Annotated in this window: 17 protein-coding genes; 6 read left to right on the forward strand and 11 right to left on the reverse strand. The window is 54.2% G+C overall.

All coding sequences use genetic code 11. From position 1 onward, the window contains the following. Positions 1 to 29 precede the first annotated feature (29 nt). Positions 30 to 695: a potassium channel family protein gene (locus tag BQ5456_RS02090; protein ID WP_071128537.1), complete on the forward strand. Its 666-nt coding sequence runs from the start codon at positions 30 to 32 to the stop codon at positions 693 to 695. Further along, complete coding sequence (locus tag BQ5456_RS02095; protein WP_071128538.1) at positions 696 to 1,397, forward strand: potassium channel family protein; 702 nt, start codon at positions 696 to 698, stop codon at positions 1,395 to 1,397. It abuts the gene before it with no gap. Here BQ5456_RS02095 and BQ5456_RS02100 read toward each other — a convergent pair whose 3' ends face one another. From BQ5456_RS02100 to BQ5456_RS02115, 4 genes are read right to left on the reverse strand one after another with little or no spacing between them, the layout of a single operon-like run. Continuing rightward, positions 1,398 to 2,144: a DUF3159 domain-containing protein gene (locus BQ5456_RS02100; RefSeq protein WP_071128539.1), complete on the reverse strand. Its 747-nt coding sequence runs from the start codon at positions 2,142 to 2,144 to the stop codon at positions 1,398 to 1,400. Then, positions 2,134 to 2,490 carry a single stranded DNA-binding domain-containing protein gene (locus tag BQ5456_RS02105; RefSeq protein WP_071128540.1) on the reverse strand — a complete coding sequence of 119 codons (357 nt, stop codon included), beginning with the start codon at positions 2,488 to 2,490 and terminating at the stop codon, positions 2,134 to 2,136. Before BQ5456_RS02105 ends, BQ5456_RS02100 begins: the two co-directional genes overlap by 11 nt. Then, a complete protein-coding gene (locus BQ5456_RS02110; RefSeq protein WP_071128541.1) occupies positions 2,487 to 3,221 on the reverse strand; it encodes a DUF3710 domain-containing protein in 735 nt (244 codons plus the stop codon). Before BQ5456_RS02110 ends, BQ5456_RS02105 begins: the two co-directional genes overlap by 4 nt. Before the next feature lie 9 nt (positions 3,222 to 3,230). Then, positions 3,231 to 3,533, reverse strand: a complete 303-nt coding sequence (locus BQ5456_RS02115) for a DUF4193 domain-containing protein (RefSeq protein ID WP_071128542.1) — start codon at positions 3,531 to 3,533, stop codon at positions 3,231 to 3,233. Between the two features lie 168 nt (positions 3,534 to 3,701). Here BQ5456_RS02115 and sepH point away from each other — a divergent pair, with 168 nt between their 5' ends. Further along, a complete protein-coding gene (gene sepH / locus BQ5456_RS02120; protein WP_071128543.1) occupies positions 3,702 to 4,925 on the forward strand; it encodes a septation protein SepH in 1,224 nt (407 codons plus the stop codon). A 31-nt stretch (positions 4,926 to 4,956) separates the two neighbouring features. Here the strand turns inward: sepH and BQ5456_RS02125 are convergent, their stop codons facing one another. Then, positions 4,957 to 6,126: an alkaline phosphatase family protein gene (locus tag BQ5456_RS02125; protein ID WP_083378301.1), complete on the reverse strand. Its 1,170-nt coding sequence runs from the start codon at positions 6,124 to 6,126 to the stop codon at positions 4,957 to 4,959. 277 nt (positions 6,127 to 6,403) lie between these two features. Between BQ5456_RS02125 and BQ5456_RS02130 the strand changes: the two genes are divergently transcribed. Further along, positions 6,404 to 8,773, forward strand: a complete 2,370-nt coding sequence (locus BQ5456_RS02130; protein WP_235858577.1) for a DNA gyrase/topoisomerase IV subunit A — start codon at positions 6,404 to 6,406, stop codon at positions 8,771 to 8,773. Between the two features lie 53 nt (positions 8,774 to 8,826). Here the strand turns inward: BQ5456_RS02130 and BQ5456_RS02135 are convergent, their stop codons facing one another. The 5 genes from BQ5456_RS02135 to BQ5456_RS02155 all read right to left on the reverse strand — a co-directional run bounded on the left by BQ5456_RS02135 (position 8,827) and on the right by BQ5456_RS02155 (position 15,604). Next, a complete protein-coding gene (locus BQ5456_RS02135) occupies positions 8,827 to 9,831 on the reverse strand; it encodes a GNAT family N-acetyltransferase (protein WP_071128545.1) in 1,005 nt (334 codons plus the stop codon). Next, complete coding sequence (locus BQ5456_RS02140; RefSeq protein ID WP_071128546.1) at positions 9,831 to 10,928, reverse strand: GNAT family N-acetyltransferase; 1,098 nt, start codon at positions 10,926 to 10,928, stop codon at positions 9,831 to 9,833. The genes BQ5456_RS02135 and BQ5456_RS02140 overlap by 1 nt, the downstream gene beginning before the upstream one ends. A gap of 40 nt (positions 10,929 to 10,968) precedes the next feature. Continuing rightward, on the reverse strand, positions 10,969 to 13,095 hold the full coding sequence (locus BQ5456_RS02145; protein WP_071128547.1) for a DNA gyrase/topoisomerase IV subunit B: 2,127 nt from the start codon (positions 13,093 to 13,095) through the stop codon (positions 10,969 to 10,971). A gap of 178 nt (positions 13,096 to 13,273) precedes the next feature. Then, positions 13,274 to 13,507, reverse strand: a complete 234-nt coding sequence (locus BQ5456_RS02150; RefSeq protein WP_022864010.1) for a DUF7455 domain-containing protein — start codon at positions 13,505 to 13,507, stop codon at positions 13,274 to 13,276. 126 nt (positions 13,508 to 13,633) lie between these two features. Next, positions 13,634 to 15,604, reverse strand: coding sequence for an RNA polymerase sigma factor (locus BQ5456_RS02155; protein ID WP_071129880.1), 1,971 nt, complete (start codon positions 15,602 to 15,604; stop codon positions 13,634 to 13,636). Between the two features lie 213 nt (positions 15,605 to 15,817). Between BQ5456_RS02155 and BQ5456_RS02160 the strand changes: the two genes are divergently transcribed. Further along, on the forward strand, positions 15,818 to 16,888 hold the full coding sequence (locus BQ5456_RS02160; protein ID WP_071128548.1) for a polyprenyl synthetase family protein: 1,071 nt from the start codon (positions 15,818 to 15,820) through the stop codon (positions 16,886 to 16,888). Between the two features lie 10 nt (positions 16,889 to 16,898). On the opposite strand, the gene BQ5456_RS02165 is transcribed toward BQ5456_RS02160, so the two are convergent. Next, on the reverse strand, positions 16,899 to 17,240 hold the full coding sequence (locus tag BQ5456_RS02165; protein WP_071128549.1) for an Rv2175c family DNA-binding protein: 342 nt from the start codon (positions 17,238 to 17,240) through the stop codon (positions 16,899 to 16,901). A gap of 84 nt (positions 17,241 to 17,324) precedes the next feature. Here BQ5456_RS02165 and pknB point away from each other — a divergent pair, with 84 nt between their 5' ends. Further along, positions 17,325 to 19,442: a Stk1 family PASTA domain-containing Ser/Thr kinase gene (pknB, locus tag BQ5456_RS02170; protein ID WP_083378302.1), complete on the forward strand. Its 2,118-nt coding sequence runs from the start codon at positions 17,325 to 17,327 to the stop codon at positions 19,440 to 19,442. Positions 19,443 to 19,519: the final 77 nt, after the last annotated feature.

Below are 19,519 nucleotides of genomic sequence, written 5' to 3' on the forward strand. Positions count from 1 at the left end.
ATAGCAGCAAAAAGGTTTACGCTACTTGCATGCACTTCGTAGTTTTAGGCTCGGGGCGAGTAGGCGCCCGCGTCGCCCAGACCCTTGATGAACAGGGACACTCGGTGGCGATTATTGATTCTAACCCCGAGGCTTTCCGGAAACTGCCCGCTAACTTTACCGGGCAAAAAGTCAGCGGCATAGGGTTCGACCGGGAAGTACTAGAGCGCGCCAATATCGAAGAAGCCTATGCTTTTGCCGCTATCTCTAACGGAGATAACACTAATATCTTGGCGGCGCGCATTGCCCGGGAAACCTTTGGGATTGACCGGGTAGTAGCCCGGATTTACGATATTCGCCGCGCCGAGATTTATCGGAAACTGGGTATCAGCACTACTTCCCCAGTATCTTGGACCGCCTCAGAGATGCTGCGCCAAATGCTGCCGGATGACACTCAAGTCGCCTACTCTGATTCCGTCTACCAAGTAAAAGTGCTGCGGATTATCCCTAGCGAAAGTTGGGTGGGGGTTTCGCTGCAAAAGACCCAGAGACTGCTAGATATTAAGGTTGCCTATATTGGGCGCGATGGCGAACCCTATTTCAACCTTTCATCCCTGGTCATTCAAGAGGGTGATGAGTTGATTTGTACAGTCCCCTCCCAGCGGGCAGCGCAGATCGAACGGGCTTTTAAACGCCCCCCAAAGCAGGAGGTTTAGATGCGGGTTGTGATTGCCGGAGCCGGCTCTGTGGGGCGCTCTATTGCTCGAGAACTGGTTACTAACGGCTATGAAGTGACTTTAATAGATAACCATTCCGCGCGGATGGAAGTAGCCTCGATTCCCCAGGCAGACTGGGTGTTGGGTGATGCCTGCTCCCTGGAGACTCTCTCTAAAGCCGAGATTAACCAGGCCGACGTGGTGGTGTGTGCTACCGGCAATGACAAAGTTAACTTGGTGGTTTGCCTGCTGGCGAAAACTGAGTTCGGGGTACCGAAAACGGTGGCGCGGGTAAATAACGCGAAGAACGAGTGGCTGTTTGACGACGCCTGGGGTGTTGACGTGGCGGTGTCTACCCCCCGAGTGATGACTTCCCTGGTAGAGGAAGTAGTGTCTGTGGGGATTCCGGTGCATTTGTTCCGTTTCCACACCTCAGATACCAATATGTATTCCCTGACAGTCCCGGAGGATTCTCCCCTAACCGGGCAGCCCCTATCTGCCCTCGACCTGCCGCCCTCAGTAGTGCTAGCGGCAGTGCTACGTGATTCGCGCCCGCTTTCTCCCCTCCCAGATACCCTGGTGCAAGGCTTTGACGAACTGCTAATGCTGTTTAGCTCCGAAACTGAGGAAGATCTAGAGCAAATAAGCGCGCTATTTGCTCCTCCTCCCGAGGAAGTCGCCGATCCGGCGCAAGAAGATTAGCTAGGAAGCAGATTTATTATTTGCCGCGCGCAGCCGGCTAGTTTCACCGCGCAGCAGCACCCAGTTGAAATATCCGATGAGGGCGAATGCAGGCAACCCTAGGATTAGGCGCGCCGCCCCCAGAGGCACCAGCAGGTTCGCATAGTAAAGCGGAAGTTCCACGGCTAGCCGCAGGGTAAAAAGCCCTATCCATAGCCAGGTACAAAGCCGAGAAAGTTCATAAAATTTGCGGGCATCTGCCTTGCGCCAGCTGTCTAGTTTGCCGATTGCCCCGGCTACTAGCCAGCCGATTGCGGGGCGGCGAGCCAGGATAGTTAGCAACAATATCGCTGAGTAAACCCCGTTTATCCAAAAACCGAAGGCGAAAAAGTTTTCGACTTGCCCGCTGCGCCAAGCCCAAAACACGCTAATCAGGGTACCTGCTAGGCCTGCGAGCACTTGGCGCAGACTTTGGCGGCGAAGCAGACGAATAGCCCCGAAAATCAAGGTGGCTGCCAGCGCCAGCATCACCGGTAGACGCAGGGATTGGGTAAACGGGTAGATTACTACCACCAGGATGGTGGGTAAGGTGGCTTCTAGGGCTCCCCAAGCCCCGCCGATTGCCTCGCGAATGGAAAAATGTTGCGAACCCAGTTGCGCCCCTAAACCACTAATTTTTCCGGAGTTTGCTAGCGGGTTTTCCTGAGGCAAGAACGCATCAGGATTAGCAGATTCCCTTTCTGGCTCCTCTAAAGGATTAATGTTCATCAGTTATTACCGGCTCAATCTGAAAAGTCGGGTTAATCACGCATAGTCCGTTAGAACGAGAAATAACCATTCCCTGCACCGCCAGGCGGATTCCGGCTTTAATACCGGGAACGCTTTTCCTCCCTAGCCAGACAACTTCTATCGAACCGGTACCATCAAACAATGTAGCGGAAAAAGATCCCGCCGCAGTAGGCGGGGGAAAAGTTACTGAACGTAAAACCCCAAATAGAGAGACTTTTTGCCGCGCACCTACCTCACAAACCTTAGAGACTGCCGGAACTTTTACGGTTGCGGCTTGTGCGGTTTCGCTCATATCCTCACCAGTGGAGGCAACCTCACTATTCACTGCTCGCCTGCTTCCAACTGCTGACGCACCTGCTCCGGGAGAATAATCGGTAACAGCTCACCGGGAACTCGCGCCTCTTCCCCGCGCACTACCTCGAGACGATGCAAAACCTCCAAAAGCGGTCGCCGGGTAGCTTCATCTTCAGCAGCTAAGCCGCGCACGATTACCCGAAGCAGCCAACGCTGCCCCTCAACGCCCCACAATAGTAGCGGCAAAGCGCCCTCATGGGCAGATTTTCCTCCAGGAATCGGGCGCGCCAAAAGGGCTTCTCCAAAAGGACCTGGTAGCGGAAAAATTTGATACTCCTGAGATTTAAGCTGTTCTGACAGCTCTTCACGCACCTGATCCCAAAGCCCCCCTGAGCGTTGCATCGCAAAAGCAGAAAGCTGCATTTGCCCTGTTCCTGCCACTATTTCTACCGCCAAGATATTGCCATGTTCATCTTGTACCGGAAACATTTGCAAACCGGCAATTAACGGAATCCTAAGGGCTCCCAAATCTAAGAACTCGTTGCCTTCTGGGGATTCGCCTTCGCTGAAAGGACCCAGGTTTTCTAAAGATTCCGCGCTCGCTGCCAAGGAACTATCGGCCGGCGAGGTTTCCTGTTCCTTAGGGGTAGGCTCCGCAGGAGTACGCAGCTCTTCCGCCTTGGGAGAATCGTTCCGATCTAACGTATCCTCAGAAGATCCCTCTTCAAGGACGCGTTTGCGGCGGGAAGGAAAAAATTTCATAACGCCAGTTTATTCGGCGCAGTCGCGGCAAACTGGTTTACCGTCAACTGCTCCCGCCAGGCGGGAACGGTGCTGCACTAGGAAGCAAACCGAGCAGGTGAACTCGTCATCTTGTGCCGGAATCACCTGGATAGAAAGCTCCTCCCCGGATAGGTCCGCCCCGGGAAGTTCGAAATCTTCTGCAGCTGCGTTTTCGTCCTCGTCAACCTCGGAGGATCCACTGGCCTCCTCACGGCGAGCCTTCAGCTCTTCTAGGGAGTCCTGTTCGACTTCCTCTTCATTTTTACGGGGGGCGTCATAATCTGTTGCCACGGTTCGTCCCTTCTTATAGCGATGCTTAGGTCTTCGGTTAAATAAACAATAGACGCGGGGATATTAACACTTCAAGCCCTAAAATGCTAGATACGACAGACACACCGCGCCTAATAGGCAAAAAATGCCCCTGAACGTGGCAATCTCGAAGCAAGGGAACGGAGGAATATGAAAGACCTAGAGCTGTTGGGATTGCACCCAGATGGTAATCAGCTGATTCTCAATGACGAGGAAGGCACCCGCTACGCCTTGGCTATTACCCAGGAGCTGCGCGAAACCCTGCGTCCAGAACGCCCCAATCTGGAGGCAGTGCCACAAAGTCCACAAAGAACAGTTTCTCCGCGAAAAATACAATCGTTATTACGCGCCGGCAGTACTATCGGTGAAATCGCAGATAAATTCGAGGTTCCGGAAGAAAAAGTGCGCCGCTATGCCACCCCGATTTTGGCGGAACGGCGCCACGCCGCAAACTTAGCACAGGCCTGTCAGGTGGGAGGGGAATCGGATTCTCCCCACCTGGGGGAACTGGTTATTGATCGTCTGGCAGCCCGGGGAGTTTCTGCAGATTCTCTGCGTTGGGACGCGGTTCGCAGTGGGAAAGGCCCGTGGGAAATTATTTTGACTTTCACCCAGGATGCCCGTGACCTTACGGCTCGTTGGAATATGGAGCCGGGAGCCTCTACGGTTAGCGCCCTCGATCAAGAAGCTATCTGGTTAACTGAATCGTCTCAGCCGGCATCCAAGGTATCCAGTTTCGAAGAGTTTTTCCCGCTTTCATCCCCGCAGCCACTCCCCCCGGAAAAGCCGGACACCGGCACGGATGCGCTTTTAGATGCGCTGGCAGCTGCCCGGGGGCAACGGGATGCGACTGCCGATATGCAACTGGCAGAGGATCCAGCTGAACTAGAGGAACTTGCCGATTTAGAGGAGGAAGCCCGCCGCGACAACCCGGTTGGCGATCCCCCAAAAGAGCAGGCAGAAGTGGTTTCTTTACATGGTAAACCCGGCAGCACTATCCCGGATGTGCCTGACACTTCTAGCAGCCCTGCGCCAGTAAAGCGCGAGGCTGACCAAGTGTGGGACTCTACGGAGCCTACTTTTGTAGGCACGCTGTCTGAAACCGAGGCACTAAATCTGGATTTGACCCGGCGCGCCCCGCTAGAGGTGGCAAACGAAGCGGGTGCCCCTTCCCGCCCGGCACCTCCTCCCCCGGGTGAAAATCATCTGGACAGCGCTCCGGTACTGCCGGGAATGGAAAATGTTGAGGATAACGATAAAACTGTCCTCGCCTCGAGCGATAGCCGCTCCAAAGCTAAGGGCAAGCATCGGCGTTCCGGTCGAAAATCTATCCCCAGCTGGGATGATATCGTTTTCGGCACCAAGCCGCGCTAGAACTAAAAGCTAAGCAGAGGTACGCCACCCGCTAAGCAACAATCAAGGGGATTTCCATTTCCGCATCGGTTAGAGAACCGTGTACCCCCACCATTTCTAAAACCCCGCGGCTATGGAAACGGGAATCCACGAACTGATAGTTATCTTTTGCAAAAATAGTGAAGTCCCCGATGCGATTCGGATTGCTAATATCTCCGTAAACTTCCCGGTAATCAGCCACTATTTGACCACGCCCGGCAACCAGTTTTTGCCACTGCACGAGCACCAGCGCTTTAGGCGCATTCCGAGTGCGATTACCGGCGCGGTCCTTTCCTAGATACTGTTCTTTGAGGTGAATATGGAGGGCGCGCGGCTCCCCAGAAACTGCCGCTATCTGCGAGGCTAACTCGCAGCTAGCTAAATCGATGGTGGTTTCCGCGGTGACGTTCACCATACCGTGATCTGCGGTTATCAGCAGGGCAACATCTTTTGGCAGCTGGGCGCGCAGCTCAGATAATCCCCGGTCAATCGCTTCCAGTTCCTGTAACCACCTGGGATGCGACCATCCGCGATTATGACCCCAGTGATCTAGTTGTGACCAGTATAGATAAACATAATCGGCGCCTTGTTTAAAAGCTTGCAAGGCGTGGGAACAACGCTGGGAAAGTTCAGTTGACACCTTGAGATTCGCGTCCCGCAAGGTGATGTCACTAAGTGTCGAGCCCACAAAATCAGGGGGAACTAGCGCCAGCGTGTCCAATCCCGCCTGGCGGGCGCGAGTAAAATAAGTAGACTGGTCACACCAAGAACGCGCAGACTGCCTAAAGCCCTCGAAAGTAATTAGATTGAGGACGCGCCTAGCGAGCGGATCCCAACACTGATATCCCAGCATCCCGGTTTGGGCAGGAGAAAGTCCGGTGTGCAGACTCGACAGCGCCGCCACCGTGGTGGAAGGCACACAGGTTCTCACTGGCTGCCCCCAGGCGTCTTCCGCTTGCGTAAGGTAAGGGCGCATGAAAGGAATATGCCCCCGCCTAGCCGAAAGCAGCTGCTGCCCCATACCGTCTATCGCCACCAGGCATAACCGACGTTTATCTTCCCCCATTAGTTGGCGAAGTATGGGAGAAAACTCGGTTTCCTCCTGCCAGTTAAGCGCCCCAAAAGCGGTGGGTAAAATATCCCAAATCCGCATTCCAGGCAATGTTTCCTCACGGTGACTCATACCTCTTATGTTCTCATATCCGCGAGCCAAATCTGACTAGAGCTAAGTTTTTTGCTTTGATAATAAGGTGAATAAAAAGTCGAATGATCCCAGTCAGCCTGACCTGTTTTCTACAGCTATGCCTACTAGCGGTGAACTCGACCAACCAGCAGCCAAGAAACAGAGCGCTAAGGCGCCCGCGACAACTACTCCGGTAAAACCCAAGCCGAAGAAGGCTACCCCTCCAGAAAGCCAGACTCCCCAAGAACACATCACTCATATCGACGTGTCCGAGGAAATGCGTACTTCCTTCCTGGAATACGCCTACTCGGTGATTTATGCCCGCGCCCTGCCAGATGCCCGCGACGGTCTCAAGCCGGTGCAGCGGCGCATCGTCTATATGATGAGCGAAATGGGGCTCTGGCCGAACAAAGGGCACGTAAAAAGCTCGCGTGTAGTGGGGGAAGTGATGGGTAAGCTCCACCCCCACGGCGATAGCGCCATCTACGACGCGATTGTGCGCCTGGCACAAGACTTTAACCTGCGGATGCCGCTGGTGGATGGGCACGGAAACTTTGGCTCCTTAGATGACGGTCCGGCGGCGGCGCGCTATACGGAAGTGCGCATGGCTCCAACAGCGCAAGATATGGTGTCCAACCTGGATGAGGACGTCGTCGATTTTGTTCCTAACTACGATAACCAGTTCATGCAACCGGCGGTGCTTCCGGCAGCTTTCCCGAATCTGCTAGTAAATGGCGCCAATGGGATTGCAGTCGGGATGGCAACCTATATTCCTCCTCATAACTTGGGGGAAACCGTGGCGGGCGCGATTCATCTTTTAGAAAACCCCGAGGCCAGCACCGAAGATTTGATGCGTTTTATTCCCGGCCCTGACTTGCCGGGGGGCGGCATTATTGTAGGGCTGGACGGTATTCGCCAAGCTTATGAAACCGGCAGGGGCATCTTCCGCACTCGCGCTAAGACCTCCATTGAGCGGGTTACTGCCCGCAAGATGGGGATTGTGGTCACCGAGCTGCCCTATATGATCGGCCCAGAAAAAGTGATTGAAAAAATCAAAGACGGGGTACAAAAGGGCAGGATAAAAGGGATTTCTGCGGTCACTAACTTAACTGACCGTGACCACGATATGCGCCTAGTTATCGAGGTAAAATCCGGTTTTAATCCCGAGGCGGTGCGTGCCGCCCTCTTTAAGCACACTCCGATGGAGGATTCTTTCGGGATTAACGCGGTGGCGCTGGTAGATGGGCAGCCGCGCACCTTGGGGCTAAAAGAGATGCTGCAGGTGTTCCTTGATCACCGGATGGAGATCGTAATGCGCCGCAGCCAGTACCGCCTGCGTAAACGGCAAGAACGACTGCATTTGGTGCAGGGATTGCTAATCGCAGTCCTCGATATTGATGACGTTATTCAGATTATTCGCGCCTCCGAGGACGCCGCTCAGGCGAAAACACGCTTAATGGAGGCTTTTGACTTAGACGATGTGCAGTCTGAACATATCTTGTCCTTGCAGCTGCGCAGGTTAACTAAGTTTTCTCGTCTAGAGCTAGAGTCGGAGCGCGACCGTTTAACCGCCGAAATCGCGGAACTAGAAGCCCTGATTGCTTCCCAGGATAAACGTAAAGAGCTAGTGGTCAGTGAACTGCGGGAAGTGGCGCAAAAACGCTCGGATCCGCGGCGAACGGTGCTGCTAGCGGAAGAGGGTGCGGCGCAGTTGGCTGCCGAGCAAGATGCGCCTCTCGAGATTCCTGATGAGCCGGCTACCGTAGTTTTAGGGGCAGGCGGTCTGGTAGCGCGCTTCCCCGGACATGAACCCTTCCCAACTGAAGGGCAACGCGAACCTTGGGACGCGATTATTGCTACTGCTCCCACTACGGCACGCGGGCAGGTGGGAGCAGTTACCTCCCACGGCACTTTATATAAGCTGACTGCCCTGGAAGTACCGGCTTTGGTGCGTTCGGCAGCACCACCCTCCCTGCGGGGCACGCCTCCGATTTCACGGCTGCTGAATTTAGAGGAGGGCGAGGAAGTGGTGGGGCTAGTTCCTCTGGATGAGGACGGACCTACCTGGTGGGCAGCTACGGCTGCTGGGGTGATTAAGCGGATTCGTCCCCAGGTGCTGGCTACTCAAGATTCTTATTCAATCATCGCTCTAGACGGCGGCGACCAGGTAGTGGCAGCTGGCAGTGGCGGCGATGACGGTGCTTTTGTGCTGATTTCTTCGGCAGCACAATTGCTGCGCACTCCGGCGGATAAAGTACGTCCCCAAGGACGCACTGGTCAGGGTATTTGCGGAATGAAACTTACCGATGGTGACCAAGTGATTGCCGCCGCTTTGGTTAGCGCCGAAAACCTAGAGTCTTCCCTGATAGTAACCATTGCCGGGATTTCTTCTTCTGGCCTCGGAAACGGACAAACCAGCGCCAAAGTCACCCCCCTCCTGCAATACCCCCAGAAGGGACGCGCCGGGCAGGGAGTGCGCTGTCAGCGCTTCTTAAAAGGTGAGAGCCGCTTATCCCTGGCAGCCATCACCGCTGCCCCGCCGCGCGCCCTCGCCAAAGATGGATCCCCTCTGCCGCTACCTGCACAAACTGATAAGCGCGACGCTTCTGGTAGCGGGCTAAAGCGGCAAATATATTTCCTGGGTTAAGCGGTTATCGCTTTCTGGGGGTAAATTAGCCGTGCCATAGACGACTAAATTCCCTAATCGAGGGAGTTATCTTCCGCTTCGGAGGCGGGAGTTTCTATCGAATATTGGGTTGAGGTTCCGATGACCTTAAACCCGGCTTCTAAGAATAGGCGCCGGGTAAATGCGTCTGCCGCCTCCGGCAAGAGCGCTCCGGTAGTGGCAAACCCCCGCTTTTTGAAGGCTTTCAACACTGCAGCGATTAAAGACTGCATGATGGCGGCATTTTCCCATCCAGGCATTAACCCCAACAAATCGATATACCCCTGGCGATTACCCACCGCCGTCCAGTCTTGGCGGTAGATGGAGGAAAGCGCAAAACCGGCAATCTGAGAACGGTCAGTAGTTTTATCAAGCGCCAAAAAAGAACAATCTGGGGTGAAAGCTCCCCGGCGAGTAGCCCAATCTTCCACGCTGTAACCCGGCCCCGGGTTACGGTCTTGCAGAATCCGGTTCAAAGTATGACGCAGCATTTCATCTAGTTCCTGATCCCAAGCCACAATCTGGAAAGGATAGGGCAGATCTGGCTGCTTTATAGGATCGGTCAAGTCTCGGGAAACGTCCACGAAAGAAGCAGTTTGCTGGTATCCGGCTTCCAAGAGCAACGCAGACAGGTCAGGGGCAATATCCTCCACATAAAACAGGGCGCGTCCGGGACGGGAATGATCGAGGAGGGCGCGCGCTTGATCCCGCTGCCAAGCAATCGAGGTTCGTCCTAAACCCTGGCCGCGGTAGCGCGGATCTACCCCGCCCTCACAGACCACTTCGTTTACCAGCAGGCGCGGACGCACCTGCGCATAGGCGACCAGGTTATTTTCCGCGCCAAAAGCCCCGATAGTACGCCAACGCGCCGGCGCCGCGAAAAACTCTTCTACCTCAGAAATCGCTGTCCTAAAGGGGGGATTATCGAATTCTTCTATCCGGTGAATCAGGCTACCCATTTCCGGCACGTTATCGGGACCGAGATTGCGCCAGTTATATATTCCGGTACTCTTTGGTAGCGACCATTCCTGCCCGCCCATCACAGTTCCACCGTATAAATCATGCGGGCTCCCGCCAGTTTAAAGCCACAGGCGGCACAAACCCGAGAAAGATCCCCCAGGGTAGGATAGTTATCTTCGGCGAATACCTGTTTATAACCCGAATGGGCGCAGGCCAAGAGCACCTGGGAAAGTACTTGTTTAAGTACCGCGAAATCTGCCCCATGGCTATCGGCGTTTTTCCGGTCATCACCGAAAATATCTACCGCCACTGTGGGGACGATTTCTGCGGATATCCCCTCGGATTCCAGGCAGCTACTTTGACATAAATCCCGGTAAACCACCAGACAATAAGCAAGCACCCGACCAGAGTTCATAGATACCGCAGCAAAAGATAAATCGGGAGCCAAATTGGCTAAAACCCGCCCCCACCAGCGGGAGGCATCCCCTTTATCGGCATATAGACGCGCGGAGTTAGCTACATGTAAGGCTTTTATTTCTTCCCAGTGATCCGGGGAAAGGCGGCGGGCAGAAACTATCCGCACATCTTTGGTGGGGAACTTTTCTTCCAGGGCGGCAAGGTCAGAAAAGCTAGAAGTATCTAGGAGGTGAGAAAAAACTTTGATGGTGCGTTGCGCAGAAAAACCGGCAGCGGCATAGAGCATTCGCCGATCCCCGGCGCGCTCATCCACCACGTTACGGATTTGGGCAGGACGGTCATAGTCCTGACCATAGTAGCCCAGCATTAGTTCTCGGGCGCGCACATCTTGCCAGGCCAGCAGGGCGCGGCCGATTCCACGCCCTCGCCAATGCTCGGCAGTAACTGCAAACAAATCAGCGCGGGCATAACTTTTTTCATCCGGCTGCAAAGTAACCGACCCAAAAGCCGCCAGGTTACCGCGTGAATCCAGTCCGATTAAACAATCTTGCAGTTCCGGGTGGCTAAGCGCATGGGTTAAACGACTAATCTCCCCCTCGGAAGTAGGACGTGCCGGATGGGAGTGCTGTTCGGTTAAATGGATTAGTTCCCGGATTTTCCAAGAGTCAGTTTCGCGCGAGGGACGCCAATATAATCCCAGGTGTACAGGGGGTACCGGGGCAGCCGGGAGACTCCCTAAGCGTTCGCGCAAAGTTGACATATCTTTATCTTAACGGGGCGCAAGCGGCAAACTGAAACCACTACGCATCTATTTGTTCGGCTGCCAGCTGGTCTGCGCCGGCCACGATGAACTCCCGCCGGGGCGCCACCGTGGAACCCATAAGCAGCTCGAAAATATTTTCTGCTTGTTGCAGTGCTTCTTCATCGGCAAAAGTAATTTGGCGCAGCATCCGTTTGCCCCGCTGCATGGTGGTTTCCGCCAGCTGGGAGGCATCCATCTCACCCAGACCTTTATAACGCTGGATAGGTTCCTTATATTTGCGTCCGCTCTTGGCGAGGGCGCGCAGGCGCTGGTGTAGCTCCTCCTCGGAATAGGTATAAATAATTTCTTTTTTCTTACGCCCTTGAGCTGGAATTTCGATCCGATGCAGCGGGGGTACTGCCGCGTAGACCCTCCCGGCAGCAATCAGGGGTCGCATATAGCGGAAGAACAGGGTGAGCAGCAGGGTGCGAATATGAGCGCCATCTACATCGGCGTCGGTCATCATAATGACTTTGCCGTACCTGGCCGAGTCCAGGTCGAAGCTGCGCCCAGAGCCGGCTCCGATTACTTGGATAATCGCTGCACATTCGGCGTTAGACAGCATATCGGAGGTAGAAGCCTTTTGGGTGTTGAGGATTTTTCCGCGAATCGGCAGTAGCGCCTGAAAATCCGCTGAGCGTGCCTGTTTGGCGGTGCCTAGCGCCGAGTCGCCCTCTACGATAAATAGTTCGCAGTCCTCAACTTTATTGGAGCGACAATCCGCGAGTTTTGCCGGCAGTGAGGAAGTTTCCAGGGCGTTTTTGCGCCGGGAAATCTCTTTTTGATGCCGCGCACTCACCCGCGCCCGCATCTCCCCCACTACCTTTTCCATCAGCGCAAATACTTGCTGTTTATCATCGCGTTTAGAGGAAGCGAACTTCTTTTCCAGCCAGGAGCTAACTGCGCTGGAGACCGCTTGACGCACCTGGGGAGTACCTAACACTTCCTTAGTCTGCCCCTCGAACTGGGGTTCGGGCAGCCGCACGGTCACCACCGCGGTCAGCCCCGCCATCACGTCCTCTTTTTCGATTCGGATCTTGGCTTCTTTTTGAGTGAGTTTCAGGCGCTTCGATTTCTTATTTTTATCGATCTGGCTGCGCAACATTCGCACCAGAGCGTTTTCAAATCCCATTATGTGGGTGCCACCCATGGGAGTGGCCACGATATTCACGAAAGACCGCTCTACCGTGTCATAGCCGTTACCCCAACGCAGGGCAATATCAATGTCACAGGTACGTTCGACTTCGACTGGACGTAAATGTCCGCTTTTTTGGTCGAGCTGTTGCACAGTTTCCTGGTAGGTGCGCTGGTCACGGATACACCAGGTGTCGATAATCGCCTGGTCGGGGGCGAGGAAATCTACGAAGTCCTCGGTTCCGCCTTCGGCTTTGAAAGATTCCTCTAGGGGTTCTTCGGGGCGTTCATCGCGGCAAATAATAGTTAGCCCCGGCACCAGGAACGCAGTTTGACGCGCGCGTTCTAAAAGGTGTTCCCAAGAGAATCCGGTGGAGGCGGTCTTGGGGAAAATCTGGAAATCTGCCCAAAAACGCACCCGGGTCCCGGTCTTTTTCTTGGGGGCTTTCCCCACTACTTTCAGTTTCGATTCTTTAGTGAAAGGCTTAAACGGAGAGGTAGGGGTGCGGGATTCGCTGTCATCGAACTCTCCGGGTTCTCCACGCAGGAAAGACATTTGATAGGTTTTTCCGCCCCGATCAACCTGCACATCTAGGCGGGCAGAGAGGGCGTTTACTACCGAGGCACCCACCCCGTGTAGGCCGCCGGCTGCCCCGTAGGAGCCGGTGCCGAACTTTCCGCCGGCGTGCAGCTTGGTGTAGACGACCTCCACCCCGGACAGTCCCACCCCAGGGACTATGTCGACCGGAATACCGCGACCATTATCTGCTACTGAAACCGAATGATCATCGCCAATAGTGACCTCAATCTGGTCACAGTACCCTTCGAGGGCTTCATCTACCGAGTTGTCGATAATCTCCCACAGGCAGTGCATCAGCCCGCGGTGGTCGGTGGAACCGATATACATACCGGGACGCTTGCGAACTGCGTCAAGTCCTTCTAATACCGACAGATGCCGGGCGGTGTAATCCGATTTTGTCTTAAGTGCCACCCCTCTAGTTTAAGGGTTGCCACTTTTAGGCTTGCGAACGGCTTTCCGAGTACGCATTATTGTGAGGCACTCCCCGCAGAGCTGCCAGGGTAATAATCTAAAGTTTTAGAGTTGCGGTTTTAGCTCCGGCTAAATACCAAGCAATTTTCTTTCTTCGTTGCATTGGTAAATCCGCGCTCTAGCGGGCGCGAGACAGCGAGGTTAGGGGCGCATTTTCGGCTTCCTCTAAATGTAACTGCGAGGTGTTATCCACGATTTCGGCACCACTAGCACGCAAAGCCGGCACCAGGGCATGGGCATGATGGGCGCAGAAAAATAGATTGCCGGCCTCTAGGCGGGCAAGAACCCACGCCTGCGCTCCGCAGGTATCGCAACGGTCAGTCGCGTCAAAAACATAGGTTTGCTCACTCATGCCTTCATTGTCTACTGCGCCCTCAAGGAAGTCACGCCCACCGCTCTGGCTTTCGCGTCTGGCAAAACTAAACCGCCGTCCTTGCTAAGCCAAGGACGGCGGAAAGTTAAAAGTGGGGCAGCAACCCTAATCCAGGTAGTCGCGTAACACCTGGCTGCGCGAGGGGTGACGCAACTTCGACATAGTCTTCGATTCAATCTGGCGGATACGTTCACGGGTAACCCCGTAAACTTTGCCAATCTCATCCAAGGTTTTCGCCTGACCATCACCCAAACCGAAACGCATCGACACTACCCCCGCTTCGCGCTCAGAAAGCGTGTCAAGGACGTGGCGCAACTGTTCTTGCAGCAAAGTAAAGCTGACTGCATCGGCGGGTACTACAGCCTCCGAGTCTTCAATCAGATCCCCAAATTCGCTGTCACCGTCCTCTCCCAAGGGGGTATGCAAAGAAATCGGTTCCCGACCGTACTTTTGCACTTCCACCACTTTTTCAGGGGTCATATCGAGTTCTTTGGCCAGTTCCTCTGGTGTAGGCTCGCGCCCTAGATCCTGCAGCATCTGCCGCTGTACCCGCGCCAACTTGTTGATTACCTCTACCATGTGGACCGGGATGCGGATAGTGCGCGCCTGATCAGCCATGGCGCGGGTAATTGCTTGACGAATCCACCAGGTGGCGTAGGTGGAGAACTTATAGCCCTTGGTGTAATCGAACTTTTCGACTGCGCGAATCAGCCCCAGGTTGCCTTCTTGAATCAGATCCAAGAACAACATTCCCCGACCGGTATAGCGCTTCGCTAGCGACACCACCAAACGTAAGTTTGCTTCTAGCAGGTGATTCTTGGCGTGTTGACCATCAATCGCCAATGAATGCAAGTCCCGACGCATCTTAGAAGTCAGATTTTCTGATTCCGTTTCCAACTTGTGCTGAGCATAGAGACCGGCCTCAATTCGCCGCGCCAAATCTACCTCTTCCGCGGCGTTTAGTAGCGCAACTTTACCAATCTGCTTCAGATAGTCCTTAACCGGATCTGCGGTAGCTCCTGCGACCGTAACCCGTTGCGCGGGCTCATCGGTTTCATCAGAATCGGAAACCGTAAAGGAATTGCCTTTCTTTTGCCCCTTGGCATTAGCCTTCGCCTGCGCAATCGCCTCATTTAACCCTTCGGCAGCATTGGCGGGAGCATCTTCATCCTCGTCATCGTCTTCTTCAGGTTCCCGGTCTTCCCCATGCTTTTCATCATCTTCATCATCGTCGCTATCTGCCAGCTCCGATTCGATGTCGATTTCTTCTTCGTCGCTTAGATCCTCGTCGCCAGGTTCAACCGCGTCTTCATCTAGCTCGGCGTCTTTTGCCGCGAGTTCTTGATCTTCTTGCGGCAGCGTACTCTCGATTTCTTTCTCTTTAGAGCTGGTCTTCTTCGCAGCAGCTTTCTTTGCAACTGTCTTCTTGGCTGCAGCCGCCTTTTTCGCTGTGCCAGTCTTGCTGGCAGTAGTTTTCTTCGCGGCTGTTTTCTTCGTCGCCGGCTTCTTAGTTGTTGATTTTGTCTTGGTTTCTTCGGCTTTTGCCGGCGCCTTAGAGGCGCTCTTAGCAGTAGTCTTAGTAGTTGCCTTAGTTGCCGCAGCAGTCTTTGCCGTAGTGGTTTTCTTGGCTGCCGGTTTAGAGGCGGCGGTCTTCGCTGTTCCCTCAGCCTTGGCAGCTGTCTTCTTCGCGGTAGCGGTCTTGCTAGCAGCGGTTTTCTTCGCTGCGGTAGCTTTCTTAGCGGTGGTAGTAGTTTTCTTGGTGGCAGCAGTTTTGCTGGCAGCGGTCTTTTTCGCCGTCCCACTCTTCTTCGCTACCGGTTTAGAAGCCGTAGTCTTCTTACTGGTAGCGGTCTTTTTTGCCGCACCAGTCTTTGCCGCGGTAGCAGTCTTGCTAGCAGCGGTTTTCTTCGCTGCGGTCGCCTTCTTAGTCGTGGCAGCAGTAGTCTTTTTCGCTGCAGACTTACCTGCGGTCTTCGCCGTAGTCTTCGCGCCGGTCTTGGCAGCAGTGGTCTTCTTAGCTGCCGTCTTAGTGGAGGGGTTTTTTCCCGCGCTCTTAGCGGTCTTAGCAGTAGCCATTTTCCGATTGGTAGCAGCGGCACTAGCTTTCGAGGAAGTTTTCGCGCTAGATTCAGATTGAGCAGGTTTAGTAGTCACAGCGACCTTTCCTGATTCCTAAACGATTTCATAGAGAATGCTCAACAATTATAATTCAATACCACACTTTCTAGCACATATCTAGGGAAGTTTCGCGGCTAGAGGAGACCATACAGGGAAAGGAATTAGCAGCTAATGCCCACTGAACAGGAGTTTTCAGCCCAGATTGATAAACTATTGCCGAGGGCGTGGCAAAGCGGGATACAGCCTTGGCACAACCTCGAGGGGATAGCAGAACTATTCCAAGGAGGACTCGGCGCCCTTTCTGGTGGCAAACGCACCCGCGCTCGCCTAGCCTATACCGGCTGGGCGGCAATCAGTGGCAACCTGACCAGTCCCCCAAAGCAGGTTTTTGACCTGGGGGTGGCGCTAGAGATTTACCAAGCCAGCGCCCTCGTCCATGACGACATTATTGATAACTCCCCACTGCGACGCGGCAAAGATGCAGCTCATGTCAGTTTTACCAAACAACATCTTAGAGAGAAACGCCAAGGTAACTCTGCCGAATACGGCAGTTTTGCCGCGATTCTACTGGGAGATCTGCTGCTAGCGGTTGCCGATCAATGCGCTTTTGAAGTGACCTCTGCTTGTGAAAACGCAGACGCTTTTTTCGCCAACTGGACCGAGATGACCCGGGAAGTGTCCGCTGGTCAGTACCTGGACTTGCGACTCGAAACCGATGAACTGGATCCGGCCACCGCGCGGGAGCGAATTTTGACGGTGGTTCGCCACAAATCAGGGCGTTATTCAGTTGCCCACCCGCTCACCTTGGGGGCGCGCCTAGCTGGTGCCAACGCGGAGCAACTGAAAACCCTATTTGCTATCGGGGAATACTGGGGAATCGCCTTCCAGCTTTGCGATGATGAACTCGGAGTTTTCGGCAACCCCAACCAAACCGGAAAACCTGCAGGTGGAGACCTCACCGAGGGGAAGAAAACCGTATTGTGGTCCCTGGCGGAACAGCTGCTAAGCGATTGCGCGCGCAAGGAGTTACACGAAGTGTTCGGCAACCGGGCTGCTACTGCCACCCAGATTTCGGCGGTGACTGAAGCCCTAAAGCAGCAGGGAGTAAAAGAGCGACATCGCCTACTAATCTCCGAGTATGCTGCTAAAGGTGATGCCCTGTTAGCGAGCGGTGATTTCGATACCCCTGGACGCGAGGCACTTTCCCGACTAGGACGCGCCTTAGTCGAACGCGAATCCTAAAGCATTCGCCCTATAATGCCTGCATAGCTGCCACCGCATTAACTTTGCTATGGCTTCCGGCGCGCAATAAATCCAGCGGGCGCTGGTCATTTAGTAACGGTTGGGCAGCAAGTACCCACGCGGTTGCCTCCTGAACGCTAAAACCTCCATCTAACAGGGTGAGCATGGTTCCAGGCAGGCGCTCAATTAGAGTCCATCCCTCGGGAGTTTCCAGCAGACTATCCGCGACAATCTGCAATTTTCCCTGCTCATCAGGTAAGCCCAAAAGGCGATGCTCATTTAGGAGGCGGTGGGCGCGAGTGACCTTTACCCCCAGACGCTCGGCGGCTTGCGCGAAACTGATCATTTCCATGTTCTTAGCCTATCTGAGGGGGCAAGCCTGCTCCTAGCCGTGCCGCTTACCGGCATTGCAGTAGGCTGCCGCTAGGATTGCCTTATGAGCATTGATCCGGAATCTAGAGGACGCCCTAGCGACATCCCGCAGGATTCGTCTATCCCCCACGCAGCTGCTAAAGCCGCAGATACTGGACAGATTCCGGAAATAAAACACAGCTCTGCCGATGAAGACCCTATGCAAAAACGCCTAATCGATGGACGCTACCGGATAGTGAAGATTATTGACACCGGGGGGATGGCCAGTGTTTACCGCGCTCATGACGAGCGGTTGGGGCGCGATGTGGCGCTAAAGATTATGCATCCCCACCTAGCTAATACTGCCTCCCTGGTGGAGCGGTTTGAGGCAGAGGCACGCTCGGCTGCCCGCTTGATGCATCCGGAGATTGTGCAGATTTTCGATCAGGGAACCTGGCGGCGCCGCCCCTACCTGGTGATGGAGTTTATTAATGGTCCGAATCTGCGCCAGGTACTGACTAAGGAAGGCACTTTACCCTTAGGACGTGCTCTAGAAATCACCGAACAGGTTTTAGAGGCGTTGCAGGCAGCTCATGGGATGCAGATTATTCACCGCGATATTAAACCGGAAAATATTTTGCTGGCTCCCTCGGGGAAGGTAAAAGTAGCTGATTTTGGACTTGCTCACGCCGTTAATCAAGCTACCGGCACCACTACCGGATCGGTAATGGGAACAGTCACTTATCTGGCTCCGGAACTGATTTCCCAAACTACCTCGGATGCTCGTTGCGATGTCTATTCCGTGGGAATCATGGCGTATGAGTTGATTAGCGGGGTGCCGCCCTTCCAAGGTGAGACTGCGATTCGTACTGCCTGGCAGCATGTAAGCGAGGATGTGCCCCCGCTTTCCAACACAGTGTCTTGGATTCCTAGCGAGGTCGACGATTTGATTGCGGCGCTTACTGCCCGTGAGCCCCAAGATCGCCCCGCTGACGCCGGAGCAGCGCTACAGCTGATCAGGGCAGTATCGGCTTGTCTTAGTCCTGAGCTGAGCGCACGGAAAGCTAAGCGCCCGGTGAGCGTAGCGCAAGAAACTGAAACTGAACGTACTCCCCTAGGCAAAGGGGGAACTGCATTACTGCCGGTTTTGCCGGCCTCCTCCCCGCAGGTACCTGCAGCTCCGATTCGTCCTCATAGTGCAGACACTAGCGATGATTATTCTGCTACCCTACCTGAGGCCAACCCCGAAAAACCGCTAACCGTGGTTGCAGCAGCCACCCCGGAGGAAACCTCTAAAGCCCCTCCTCAAGAAAAAAGCAAGAAACGCTTAGTAGCAGCGATTATCGCCGCGATTTTGGTAACAGCCGGGGCTGTAACTGGCTGGTATTTTACTTTGGGACCTGGAGGGCGAGTAGCGATTCCCAATGTGGAAGGGAAAACCGTAGCGCAAGCTAAATCCATGCTGGTAAAAGCAGAGTTAAAGGTGAAAATTAGTCGCGAATACTCCGATACTATTGCCCCTAATAAGGCGACCCGCACCAATCCCAAAGCTGGTGCGAAGGCATGGAAAAAATCCCGGGTGAATCTGTACATTTCACGGGGAATTGAATACGTGAAAGTCCCCGATTTAACGGGCAAAGATGGTAGTCAGGCCGCGAAGCTACTTAAAGGGGCAAAGCTGAAACTAGCCGGTACCAGCGCAGAGTATTCCGATGAGGTCGAAAAAGGGAAAATCATTGCGACCGATCCGAAAGCCGGCACTACGTTACGCCATCACAGCCCGGTAAAAGTGACGGTTTCAAAAGGGAAAGAACCGATTACTTTACCGGATTTAGCTGGTAAAACCGAAGAGGAAGCTGCAGAAATTCTCAGTAACCTCAAATTGGAGATGGAAAAAACTACCGAGTTTTCTGATTCTGTTCCGCGTGGGCAAGTAATCGGGCAAGAACCGGAGGCAGAAACTACCGTTTATCACCATGACCGGATAAAAGTGCGATTTTCGCTAGGTCCGGAAATGGTGGAAGTCCCTAATGTGACCGCTTTATCTATGGCGGAAGCTAAACAAAAGTTGACGGATTTGGGCTTCCAGGTGAATGTACAAAAACAACTATTAGGGATTGCTCCCAACCGGGTTTATTCCCAATCCCCTGGTGGGGGCACCAAGCTCAAGAGTGGATCTACGGTTACTTTAACCTACGTATAGGATGTCACCCCGGTAAAGGCTAGAGAAATAACGCTGGAGCCGGGTGCTAGGCTGCGTCCCTAAGCGTTCGCTGCCCC

The organism is Varibaculum massiliense (genome assembly GCF_900106855.1).
Taxonomy (GTDB): domain Bacteria; phylum Actinomycetota; class Actinomycetes; order Actinomycetales; family Actinomycetaceae; genus Varibaculum; species Varibaculum massiliense.